General features: G+C 73.4%; 11 protein-coding genes and 1 pseudogene. 8 read left to right on the forward strand and 4 right to left on the reverse strand.

The window, feature by feature from the left end; genetic code table 11:
* Window positions 1–178 precede the first annotated feature (178 nt).
* The 3 genes from timA to WG212_RS22430 are packed head-to-tail and all read left to right on the forward strand — an operon-like array spanning window position 179 to window position 2447.
* Window positions 179–796, forward strand: coding sequence for a TIM44-related membrane protein TimA (timA, locus tag WG212_RS22420; RefSeq protein ID WP_337189332.1), 618 nt, complete (start codon window positions 179–181; stop codon window positions 794–796).
* Between the two features lie 5 nt (window positions 797–801).
* The gene (locus tag WG212_RS22425) at window positions 802–1947 is read left to right on the forward strand and encodes an MltA domain-containing protein (RefSeq protein WP_337189333.1); all 1146 of its coding nucleotides are present in this window, start codon (window positions 802–804) and stop codon (window positions 1945–1947) included.
* Window positions 1944–2447, forward strand: a complete 504-nt coding sequence (locus WG212_RS22430) for a Smr/MutS family protein (protein ID WP_337189334.1) — start codon at window positions 1944–1946, stop codon at window positions 2445–2447. The genes WG212_RS22425 and WG212_RS22430 overlap by 4 nt, the downstream gene beginning before the upstream one ends.
* A gap of 14 nt (window positions 2448–2461) precedes the next feature.
* Here the strand turns inward: WG212_RS22430 and WG212_RS22435 are convergent, their stop codons facing one another.
* Window positions 2462–3100, reverse strand: a complete 639-nt coding sequence (locus tag WG212_RS22435; RefSeq protein WP_337189335.1) for a TetR/AcrR family transcriptional regulator — start codon at window positions 3098–3100, stop codon at window positions 2462–2464.
* 211 nt (window positions 3101–3311) lie between these two features.
* On the opposite strand from WG212_RS22435, the pseudogene WG212_RS22440 reads away from it, so the two are divergent.
* From WG212_RS22440 to WG212_RS22450, 3 genes and pseudogenes are all read left to right on the forward strand, one after another.
* Window positions 3312–3494 (forward strand): annotated as a pseudogene (locus tag WG212_RS22440) (helix-turn-helix domain-containing protein); the annotation flags it as partial.
* Between the two features lie 126 nt (window positions 3495–3620).
* The gene (locus tag WG212_RS22445; RefSeq protein ID WP_337189345.1) at window positions 3621–4718 is read left to right on the forward strand and encodes a glycosyltransferase family 1 protein; all 1098 of its coding nucleotides are present in this window, start codon (window positions 3621–3623) and stop codon (window positions 4716–4718) included.
* A gap of 143 nt (window positions 4719–4861) precedes the next feature.
* Window positions 4862–5311: an NUDIX hydrolase gene (locus tag WG212_RS22450; RefSeq protein ID WP_337189336.1), complete on the forward strand. Its 450-nt coding sequence runs from the start codon at window positions 4862–4864 to the stop codon at window positions 5309–5311.
* 37 nt (window positions 5312–5348) lie between these two features.
* Here the strand turns inward: WG212_RS22450 and WG212_RS22455 are convergent, their stop codons facing one another.
* Window positions 5349–6056, reverse strand: coding sequence for a GGDEF domain-containing protein (locus WG212_RS22455; RefSeq protein WP_337189337.1), 708 nt, complete (start codon window positions 6054–6056; stop codon window positions 5349–5351).
* A 159-nt stretch (window positions 6057–6215) separates the two neighbouring features.
* Here WG212_RS22455 and purE point away from each other — a divergent pair, with 159 nt between their 5' ends.
* Together purE and WG212_RS22465 are read left to right on the forward strand one after the other, a co-directional pair.
* Window positions 6216–6695, forward strand: coding sequence for a 5-(carboxyamino)imidazole ribonucleotide mutase (gene purE / locus WG212_RS22460; RefSeq protein ID WP_337189338.1), 480 nt, complete (start codon window positions 6216–6218; stop codon window positions 6693–6695).
* 4 nt (window positions 6696–6699) lie between these two features.
* On the forward strand, window positions 6700–7779 hold the full coding sequence (locus tag WG212_RS22465; protein WP_337189339.1) for a 5-(carboxyamino)imidazole ribonucleotide synthase: 1080 nt from the start codon (window positions 6700–6702) through the stop codon (window positions 7777–7779).
* A gap of 98 nt (window positions 7780–7877) precedes the next feature.
* Here the strand turns inward: WG212_RS22465 and WG212_RS22470 are convergent, their stop codons facing one another.
* Both WG212_RS22470 and dapB read right to left on the reverse strand, forming a co-directional pair.
* The gene (locus tag WG212_RS22470) at window positions 7878–9329 is read right to left on the reverse strand and encodes an amidase family protein (protein WP_337189340.1); all 1452 of its coding nucleotides are present in this window, start codon (window positions 9327–9329) and stop codon (window positions 7878–7880) included.
* Between the two features lie 51 nt (window positions 9330–9380).
* Complete coding sequence (gene dapB, locus WG212_RS22475) at window positions 9381–10157, reverse strand: 4-hydroxy-tetrahydrodipicolinate reductase (RefSeq protein WP_337189341.1); 777 nt, start codon at window positions 10155–10157, stop codon at window positions 9381–9383.
* Window positions 10158–10397: the final 240 nt, after the last annotated feature.

The following is a 10397-nucleotide window of genomic DNA, read 5'->3' on the forward strand; positions in this document are numbered from 1 at the left end:
TCGGAATCTCTGGTATGGAGAACGCGAGGATCGCGCCCGTTCGGGCCCGAGCGGCTATCATGGCGCCCCTTGCGTTGCAACGCCGCCCCTGACGGCGGCGTTCCGTGAGGCTATATACGTGCTAACAAGCCGGACCCGGTGATCCGGCCGCGTCCATGACCGAACCGAAAGCGAGCTGTTGCAAGTCCTGGAACTGATCATCTTCGCGGGCCTGGCGGCCGTCGTCCTCTACCAGCTCTATTCGGTGTTGGGGCGGCGCAAGGGGCTGCAGCCCGAGGACCGCAAGCAGGCCGAGCCGATCGAACGCCGGCCGGCCTCGCCCGAGCGCGCGCCCGAGCCGGCCGACGACGGCGTCGAGCTGACGGGGCTCGCGGCCGTGCGCGCCAGGGACCCGGCGTTCGACGTCGGCCGCTTCCTCAACGGCGCCAAGGGCGCCTACGAGATGACGGTGAAGGCCTTCGCCGAGGGTGACCGGGCCACGCTGCGCAACCTGCTGGCCGCCGACGTGCTGGCCAGCTTCGAGCAGGCCATCGACCAGCGCGAGGCCGAGGGCCGCACCGAGACCGTCGAGTTCTTCCACGCCCCGCGCGCCGACCTGGAGAAGGCCGAAGTCGCGCCCGGCGACGTGGCGCGGGTGACCGTGCGCTTCCTCGCCGAGTTCCGCAGCCGTGCGAAGGGGCCCGAGGGCGAGTCCGTGGACGACCGCCGCACGGCGGAACTCTGGACGTTCGAGCGCCCGCTGAAGAGCCGCGATCCCAACTGGACCCTGGTCCACGTCGACGCCGCGGAGGCGTAGGCGCCGTGAGAGGGGGGGTATGGGCGGCAGGCCTGGCCGCGTTGAGCCTCGCCGCCTGCGCCACCCCATCCGAGCACGGCCCGCCGCCGCCCGGGTTTCCGCAGCCCGAACCGCCCGCGCCGCGCCCGACGCCGGTCCCTGAGCCGCAGCGCATACCCCTGTCGCAGCTTCCCGGCTGGAACGAGGACGACCATGATGCGGCGTTCGCGGCCTGGCGGGCGACCTGCCAGGTTTCGAAGGCGCCCGCCACAGCCGAGCTCTGCGTGCGGGCCCGCGCGGTGCGCGACACCGGCCCCGGCGTGGGGCGCGCCTTCCTGGAGGCCTTCTTCGTGGCCGAGCGCGCGCCGGGCGAGGGCGTGCTCACCGCCTACTTCGCCCCGGAGTACGCCGCCCGGTCCCGGCCCGACCCGGAATTCAGCGCGCCCGTGCGGCCCCGGCCGGCCGACCTTGTCGCCGGGGAGAACGGGACCGTCTGGCGGACCCGCCCCGACGGCGTCCGCGAACCCTATCCCGATCGCGCGGGCGTCGAGATGGCGGCCGAGCCCCCTCTGTCCGAGCCTCCTCTGGCGTGGATGCGGCCCGAGGAGCTGTTCTTCCTCCAGATCCAGGGTTCGGGCGTCCTGGTGATGGAGGACAGCCGGCGGATGAAGGCGCTCTACGCCGCGCACAACGGCCGGCCCTTCGTGGGCGTGGCCAACCCCATGCGCGACCGGGGCCTGCTGGCGCGGGACAACACCTCGGGCGAGGCGATCCGCGCCTGGCTGGCGGCCAACCGCGGGCCGGCGGCCGACGAGATCATGCGCCTGAACCCGCGCTACGTGTTCTTCCGCCTGACCCCCGACGACGGGCGGCCGCCCGGCGGCGCCGCGGGCCTGCCGCTGCCCCGGGGGCGGGCCATCGCCATCGACCCCGCGTTCCACGGCTATGGCGGACTGGTGTGGCTGGACGCCGAGGCCCCGCTGCTCGCGGGCGCCTTCCCCCGTTACCGCCGGCTGGTCGCGGCGCTCGACACCGGCGGGGCGATCAAGGGCGAGGTGAGGGCCGACCTCTACCTGGGCGAGGGCGACGCTGCAGGGCTGGAAGCCGGCCGCGTCCGCCACACCCTCCGCCTCTGGCGTCTGGTTCCGCGCCCTGGGCCGGCGGGGCCATGAAGCGTCCGCTCAAGCCCGAGGAGCTGAAGATCTGGGGCCTGGTCGCCGCCACCGTCCACCCGCTGGCCGGCCGCGATGCGCCGAAGCCGGCGCGCCCGCAGACCCTGGACGCCCCCGCCCTGATCGCGCCGCAGCGGGCGGGCGACGCGGCGAAGGCGCTGCGCGAGGGCGTCGATCCCATCGAGCCCAACCGCCGGCATCGGATCAGCCGCGAGCGGGAGGAGATCGGCGGGCGGCTGGACCTGCACGGCCTGACCCAGGAGCGCGCCCGCGCCGTCCTGGAGGACTTCCTGAAGCGCGCCCACGCCGACGGGGTCCGGGCGGTCCTGATCATCACCGGCAAGGGGGTGCAGGGCGACGGCGTCCTGCGCCGCCGCGTGCCCGACTGGCTGGGCGCGCCGCACCTGAGCCACATCGTCGCCGGCATCTCGGAGGCGCACCGACGCCACGGGGGCGCTGGCGCGCTCTATGTGGCGCTGAAGCGCAGGCCGCGTCTGTAGGCAGGTCGCGTCCCCTATTCGGTCCAGAGGTCGGCGGCGTCCGTGCGGCGGTTGAGGGCGCGGACGGCGCGCTTGACCACCGCCAGGAGGCGTTCGCGGCGGGCGTCCTGGTCGTAGGTGAGCGAGCCCCGGGCCAGTCCTTCCAGCAGGAAGCGACCCAGGTCGCGGCTGGTCTGGAAGCGCGCGTCGGTCCCGGCCTGGACCATCGCCCCGAAACGGTCGCCGCCGAGCTGGGCGTGGTCGAACGCGCTCTGGGCGCCGGCCAGGCGCTCGGCCAGCATGGCGTCGGTGCGGGCCGCGGCCTCCAGTTCCGCGAAGGCCCGGAACGGAAGTTCGTGCAGCAGGGCCCAATAGACGTCGATGGCGTGCTCGGCCGCATCCACGCCCGGCGGCGGCGGACCGGCCGCGGCCTGTTCGAACAGGCGGGCGCGATGCAGCTCGATATGGGCGACCGCGGCCTCGACCAGCTCCTCGCGCGTGGCGAAATGATAGAGCATCGCGCCACGGGTCAGCATGGCGGCGTCGGCGATCACCGCGTTCGTGGCCGCGTGGTAGCCGATCTCGGCGAACAGCCGCATGGCGTTGTCGAGAATGCGCGCACGCGTCCGCTGCGACTTCGGAGTCGCCCTGGCGGGATAGGTTCGCGCGTCCATCGGACCCAAGGGAATGACGACCTGGGGAGGTCCTGCTCTCGACCCTCTTCCCTAGCAACAGCCGGGGCCGCCGCGCCAGGGTTTGCGCGGGGAGCGCTTCGATTGGACGCGCCCTGCCCGCGGATTGAGCGGGCCGGGCGGCCGGAGCGACAGTTTTGCGGCGATCGCGGTGCGTTGACTTGGCCCCCGAACCCATGACAGTGCGGCTGTCATGAAATCGCCTCTGCCCAACCTGCGCGACCGCCAGCGGGCGGAAACGCGGGAACAGATCCTGCGCGCCGTGGGCCGCCAGCTCGAAGACCGCCAGCTCGAGGACCTCAGCTTCGCCGAGATCGCCCGCGACGCCGGAGTCGGTGAGCGCACGGTCTATCGCCACTTCCCCACCAAGGAATCCCTGCTGGGCGCCTTCTGGGCCTTCCTCCAGAGCGAGGCGCTCGGCCAGCCCGAGCGGCCGCGGCCGGCGCGTTCGGACCGGCGCCTGCGCGAGGCCATCACCGCGCCGCGCGACGCCCAGCGGCCCATGCGCATCCTGGTGGCCACCGACGCCTGGGAGCCGCAGGTGAACGGCGTGGTCCGCACTCTCACCCGCGTGGTGCAGGAGCTGCAGGCCATGGGCCACACGGTGGAGGTGATCCACCCGGGCCAGTTCAAGACCTTCCCGCTGCCGACCTACGCCGAGATCAAGGTGGCCATCGGCGTCTACGAGCCGGTGCAGGAGTTGTTCAAGGCGTTCGAGCCCGAGGCGATCCACATCGCCACCGAAGGCCCGATCGGGCTGGCGGCGCGGCGCATCTGCGTGGAATGGAAGCTGCCCTTCACCACCAGCTACCACACGCGGTTCCCGGAATACGTCTCGGCCCGGCTGCCGCTGCCGCTGGCGGCGGGCTATGCGTACATGAAGTGGTTCCACAAGCCGTCGGGCCGGCTGATGGTGGCCACCCCCACCATGCGCGAGGAGCTGTCGCGCCACGGCTTCCGCAACATCTCGGCCTGGTCGCGCGGCGTGGACACCGAGCACTTCCGCCCCCGCGCCGAGGGCGAGCCGGACCTGTTCGCCCACCTGGAGAAACCCGTCTTCCTCTACGTGGGCCGCGTGGCCGTGGAGAAGAACATCGAGGCCTTCCTGGGCCTGGACCTGCCGGGCAAGAAGGTGGTGGTGGGGCCGGGGCCGCAGCTCGAGGAGCTGACGGAAAAGTACCCCGACGTGGTCTTCACGGGGGCGAAGTCGGGCCGGGAGCTGGCCGACCACTACGCCTGCGCCGACGTCTTCGTCTTCCCCTCGCTCACCGACACCTTCGGCCTGGTGATCCTGGAGGCCATGGCGGCGGGCACGCCCGTGGCGGCCTACCCGGCGCCCGGACCGATCGACCTGATCCCCGGTTCGGGCGCGGGCGTCCTGGCGCTGACGGCGACCGAAGGCCTGCGCGAAGCGTGCCTGCAATGCCTCGACCTGGACCGGAAGCGGGTGCGGGCCTTCGCCGAGACGTTCTCGTGGCGCGCCTGCGCGGAGGACTTCGTGAAGAACCTCCAACCCTATCCCGAACCCGAGAAGACCCGCTTCTGGCGGCGGCTGCGCCGGCTGGCGAGGGTGCGCCGCCGTCGCCCCGAAGCGGCCTGAGGGGAAAGCCGAGACGCGGCTGGCGCGATGCCTATGACAGTTTTGTGACAATCCGATTGTCCGGGCCCGCAACCGCGCGTACATCGCGCGGCTTCGAAGGCCTCGAGACGGCCGATTCGCCAGGGAGCGCCGGACCACCGCCGATGGGCAAGAAGCGCGACAGGCTGCGTCCGGAACCCGACCGGGAGCCCAGGACCCAGTACGCCGCCCTGCCCTGGCGCAAGGCTGACGACGGCTCGGTCCAGATCCTGCTGATCACATCGCGAGAAAGCCGCCGCTGGGTGATCCCCAAGGGGTGGCCGATGAAGGACAAGGCGCCCGAGGCCGCGGCCGCCCAGGAAGCCTACGAGGAGGCGGGGGTCCTGGGCGCGCCCAAGCGCAAGCCGCTGGGAAGCTATCACTACGACAAGCGCCTGCGGTCCGGGCGGCTGCAACACGTGCGGGTGATGGTCTATCCGCTGGAGGTCGCCGAGGCCCGCGACATCTGGCCCGAGATGGCCGAGCGCGACCGCATGTGGGGCTCGCCCGCGGAGGCGGCGGGCCTGGTGGACGAACCGGAACTGCGGACGCTGCTGGCGAGGTTCAAGGCGTAGACCCTTCCTTTCCCGCTGCTTGGGAAGAAAGGGAAAGTCACCCCGCCTTGCGCAGGCGGCGGGTCTCGTACATCGCCCCATCGGCCTCGGCGAGGATCGCTTCGGGATCGGCCCCGGCGGCGATCTCGGCCACGCCGTAGCTGGCGCGGAGACCGCCCATCGCGGCCAGCGCGGGGTCGGCCGCGATGGCTTCGCAAAGGGCGGCGGCCTTGGCCGCGGCCGCGGCGCGGTCGGCCTGGGCCAGGACCACGGCGAACTCGTCGCCGCCCATGCGCCCCACCACGTCGCCCTCGCGCACATTGGACAGCAGGATGTCGGCCACCGCCTTCAGGGCCGCGTCGCCGGCGGCGTGCCCCAGCCGGTCGTTGATCGCCTTGAAGCCGTCGAGGTCGAAGTAGACCAGGGCCGCGGCGAAGCCGTAGCGGTCGCCGAAGGTGCGCACCCGGCCCAGCTCGCGCACGAAGGCGCGGCGGTTGTAGAGGGGCGTCAGCGCGTCGCGGTCGGCCAGTCCTTCGGCCTCGGCCAGCCGCGCCTTGAGGCGGCCGACCTCGGTCTTCAGCGCGTCGAGTTCGGAGGCGAGGGCCGACACGGCGGCCTTCACCGCCGCGGTCATCTCGGCCGGAGGAATGCCGAGGATCTGTATCCGATCGGGCGGCGCAGCCGCGTCCGTCGCGGCGGCCCCGCGCCGGGCGTCGGGCCGGGCGCCTGGACGGATCGGTTCGCTGCGGGCGCCGGCTATTCTCATGGGCTGTCCCACCAGGGCCATTCGACAAGGTTAACGCTATTCGAAGCGACCGCGGTTAAGGGATTCTAACGGCGCTGCATTGTGCGCGCAAAGGCGGCGCCTATACTCCGCGCCCTTTCCGGGACCCCCTTTCCGGACCTCTGGGGATTCGAGCAACGCATGAGCGCGCCCGTCGCTATCATCATGGGCAGCCGGTCCGACTGGCCGGTCCTGCGGCACGCCGCCGATCTGCTGGACGGCCTGGGCGTGGCCTACGAGGCCAAGGTGGTCTCGGCCCACCGCACCCCCCAGCGGATGTACGACTTCGCCCGGGGGGCCAAGGCGGCGGGATTCCGGGTGATCATCGCCGGCGCGGGCGGCGCGGCGCATCTTCCCGGCATGACCGCCTCGCTCACCGACCTGCCGGTGCTGGGGGTGCCGATCGAGTCGCGGGCGCTGAAGGGCATGGACAGCCTGCTCTCCATCGTCCAGATGCCCGGCGGCATCCCGGTGGGCACGCTGGCCATCGGCGAGGCGGGCGCCAAGAACGCCGCGCTGCTGGCGGCGCGCATCCTGGCGCTCTCGGACGCCGCGGTGGCCGAGCGCGTCGCCGCGTTCGCCGCCGAACAGACCGCCAGCATTCCCGAGGCCGTCGAGTAGACCCATGACCTCCCTTCCGCTTCCGCCCGGCTCGACCCTCGGCATCCTGGGGGGCGGGCAGCTCGGCCGCATGCTGGCGCTGGCCGCGGCCCGGCTGGGCCTGGATGTGGCGGTGCTGGAGCGCGACGCCGACAGCCCCGCCGGCCAGGTCTCGAACCACACCATCGTCGGGGCCTACGACGACCCGGAAGCGCTGGAGAAGCTGGCCGCCGTCGCCAGGGTGGTGACGTTCGAGTTCGAGAACGTGCCGGCCCAGTCCGTTCTGACCCTCCAGAAGCTCGGCTGCGAGGTCGCGCCGGGCGCAGAGGCCCTGGCCGTGGCCCAGGACCGGGTGGCCGAGAAGCAGTTCCTGAACGCCGCCGGCGCGCCCACCGTGGCCTTCAGTTCGGCCGACAGCGCCGACGAGGCGGTGGCCGCGGCGACCGCGATGGGCGCCCCGCTGCTGATGAAGACCCGCCGCGAAGGCTACGACGGCAAGGGCCAGCGCTGGATCGAGCACGCCGTCGACGCCGCCGGCGCGTTCGCGGCGCTGGGCGGCGTCCCGGTGATCCTGGAGGCGCCGGCCGACTTCGTGCGCGAGCTGTCGGTGATCGCCGCGCGCGGCCGGGACGGGGAGACGGCGGTCTATCCCCTGGCCGAGAACCACCACGAAGGCGGCGTCCTGCGCCGCAGCCTGGCGCCGGCCGACGTGTCCAACGCCCTGGCGGAACAGGCCGAGAAGATCGCCCGGCGCGTGCTGGACGGGCTGAACTACGTCGGCGTGATCGGGATCGAGCTGTTCGAGCTGAAGGACGGCCGGCTGCTGGTCAACGAGATCGCGCCGCGCGTCCACAACTCGGGCCACTGGACCCAGGACGGCTGTTCCGTCGACCAGTTCGAGCAGCACGTCCGCGCCGTCGCTGGCTGGCCGCTGGGCCCGACCGAGCCGCACGCCCGGATCGAGATGCTGAACCTGCTGGGCGACGAGGCGGACCAGTGGCCCAAGTACGCCCACGACCCCGACGCGCGCCTGCACCTCTATGGCAAGCGGCAGGCCAAGCCCGGCCGCAAGATGGGCCACGTCAACCGCCTGCGGCGGCTCTAGGGCGCTTTCCGGCGACGTGGAGCCCGGTTCGCCGTTAGAAAGCGCGCCAAATCAAGATTCTAGAGGGCCGCTCCGATTCAATCGGAGCGAATAGCGCTCTAGAAGGGCGGCGCCTCGAAGCCGCGGACATTCTCGTCGATGGCCTGGGCGATGGCCAGGATGCGGCCGTCGGCGCCCATCGGCCCGATGAGCTGGGCGCCCACGGGCAGTCCCGCAGATGTGGGGCCGGCGGGCGTGCGGCCGGCGGGCAGGGCGGTGGCCGGCAGCTTCAGGGCAGTGGCCGGGGAAATCCACGTCAGCAGGCTGTTGTAGTTCAGGATCTCGCCGTCCGAGGCGGCGAGACGGCGTCGGCCGAAGGGTCGCCGGTCGTGCGGGAAGGCCGGGACCGGCGCGATCGGGGCGAGGATGGCGTCGAACCGGGTGAAGGTGTCGTCGATCTCGTGGCGCAGGCGTGCGCGCGCCGCGTCGGCGGCCATCCACTCCCGGTGCCGGGCGGTGTAGGCCAGGGTGGCGGCGGCGTCGGACAGCGGCCCGGCCCCGCGGGCCAGGGCGAACCGGGCGAAGGGCCGCGCCCGCTCCAGACCGCGCAGCACACGGGGCGGCAGATCTTCGCCCAGCACGGCGCCCAGCAGGGTCTGGTAGGCGAACAGGAGGGCGCGCATGTCCACCGGACTCGCGACCGGCTCCACCTCGGCGCCGGCGTCGCGCAGCTGGGCGGCGAAGGCCTCCACCACCGCCCGGACCTCGGGGTCGAGCGGGCACAGCGGCTCGTCCAGCCAGAGCGCGATCCGGACCGTCGCGAGGTCCGCGGCGGGCGCCCTGGGGGCCAGCGGCCCGTCCTCGATGATCGACAGCAGAAGGCGCAGGTCGCGCGCGGACCGGGCCATCGGCCCGACGACGTTCAGGTCGCGCTCGGCGAACGAGCCGGGTCCGGGCGGGACGTGGCCCCGCTGGGAGACCATGCCCCAGGTGGGCTTGTGGCTGAACACGCCGCAGAAGCTGGCGGGCACGCGCAGCGAGCCGCCGATGTCCGAGCCGATCTCCAGCGGCGTGACGCCCGCCGCCAGCGCCGCCGCCGCGCCGCCAGACGAGCCGCCGGGCGTGCGGGCGGGATCCCACGGGTTGTTGGTGGCGCCGTAGAGGGCGTTGGCGCTCTGCCAGTCGCCGGCCATGACGGGCACGTTGGTCTTGCCCCAGATCACCGCCCCGGCCCGGCGGGCATGGGCCACGGCGACGGCGTCCTCGACCTGGCGGCGGCGCAGGTGCGGCAGGCCCGACGAGGCGGCCATGCCGGCCACGTCGAAGGTGTCCTTGATCGTCATCGGCAGGCCCGCGAGCGGCCCAAGGCTCTCGCCCCGCACCCGTGCGTCGTCCAGCGCGCGGGCGCGTTCCAACGCCCGCTCGGGGTCGGCGGCCACCACGGCGTTGAGCGCCGCATGGGTCTCGGCGTGCCGGGCCAGCGCCGCCTTCAGGAGCTCGACGGCCGAGACGTGCTTCGTGGCCAGCGCCTGGAGCTGGGCCGTCGCGTCGGCTTCGAGCAGGTCGTTCACGCGGCCCGACCCTTCCCGTCCGCCGCGGGGACGGGGTGACGACGTCGCCGGCTAGCCACGCGCCATCCCCAGGACGTCCTGCATGTCGTAGAGGCCCGGCGGCTTGCCTGCGACCCATCGGGCGGCATGGGCGGCGCCGCGGGCGAAGAGGGCGCGGTCGCGTCCCGAGTGGCTGAGGGTCAGGATCTCCTCCTCCCCGGCGAAGGTGACGGCGTGCTCGCCCACGATGCCGCCGCCGCGCAGGACCGAGAACCCGATCTCGCCGGGCGGCCGGGCGCCGGTGATGCCGTCGCGGGCGCGGCGGGCGACCGCGTCCAACGCGACGCCGCGGCCGGCGGCGGCGGCCTCGCCCAGCATCAGGGCCGTGCCCGAGGGCGCATCGACCTTGTGCTTGTGGTGCGCCTCGAAGATCTCGATGTCCCAGGTGTCGGGCGGCAGGGCGCGCGCAGCCTGGGCCACCAGGCCCATCAGCAGGTTCACGCCGAGGGAGAAATTGCCGGCGAAGACGATGGGCGTGCGCGCCGCGGCGGCGGCGATGGCCATGCGTTCGGCCTCGCTGGCGCCCGTGGAGCCGATCACCAGCGCCACCCCGGCGTCCGCGCCCGCGGCGGCCAGCCCGACCGAGGCGGCGGGGGTGGTGAAGTCGATCGCCACGTCGGCGGCGGCGAGGGCCTGGGCCTGCGACACCAGGCCCTCGCCGGTCACGCCGGGTCGGTCGAAGCGCGCCGAGACGGTCAGGGCGGGGTCGGCCTCGACCACCTTCGCCACGGCCTGGCCCATGCGGCCGAGAGCGCCGGCGATGGCGATGCGGATGGGGGACGTGGACACGGCGAGGACGCTCCCGGCGACGGATACCGGGCCTGTCTCCCGCGGGACGGCCGCCCGGTCAATCCAGCGCGGCCGTCCCGCGCGGTGGGGCCAGCGCGGCCGGGCTGGTCCCGGTCTACTCGTCGCGCGCGTCGCGCGTCAGGTCGCGCAGCTCGGAGATGCGGGCCAGGTAGACATCCTCCACCGCCCAGGGGGCCTCGCGCGCCGCCGCGGCGCGGGCCTGCTGCCAGCGGGCCTGCT

This window comes from Phenylobacterium sp. (genome assembly GCF_037189685.1).
In the GTDB taxonomy this organism is placed as follows: Bacteria; Pseudomonadota; Alphaproteobacteria; order Caulobacterales; family Caulobacteraceae; genus Phenylobacterium.

What these genes read in the sequence shown, in the direction of transcription:
- WG212_RS22430 (WP_337189334.1), top strand. Translation starts at nt 1,944, where the DNA reads ATGAAGCGTCCGCTCAAGCCCGAGGAGCTGAAGATCTGGGGCCTGGTC.
- WG212_RS22450 (WP_337189336.1), top strand. Translation starts at nt 4,862, where the DNA reads ATGGGCAAGAAGCGCGACAGGCTGCGTCCGGAACCCGACCGGGAGCCC.
- WG212_RS22445 (WP_337189345.1), top strand. Translation starts at nt 3,621, where the DNA reads ATGCGCATCCTGGTGGCCACCGACGCCTGGGAGCCGCAGGTGAACGGC.
- WG212_RS22435 (WP_337189335.1), bottom strand. Translation starts at nt 3,100, where the DNA reads ATGGACGCGCGAACCTATCCCGCCAGGGCGACTCCGAAGTCGCAGCGG.
- purE (WP_337189338.1), top strand. Translation starts at nt 6,216, where the DNA reads ATGAGCGCGCCCGTCGCTATCATCATGGGCAGCCGGTCCGACTGGCCG.
- WG212_RS22465 (WP_337189339.1), top strand. Translation starts at nt 6,700, where the DNA reads ATGACCTCCCTTCCGCTTCCGCCCGGCTCGACCCTCGGCATCCTGGGG.
- WG212_RS22455 (WP_337189337.1), bottom strand. Translation starts at nt 6,056, where the DNA reads ATGAGAATAGCCGGCGCCCGCAGCGAACCGATCCGTCCAGGCGCCCGG.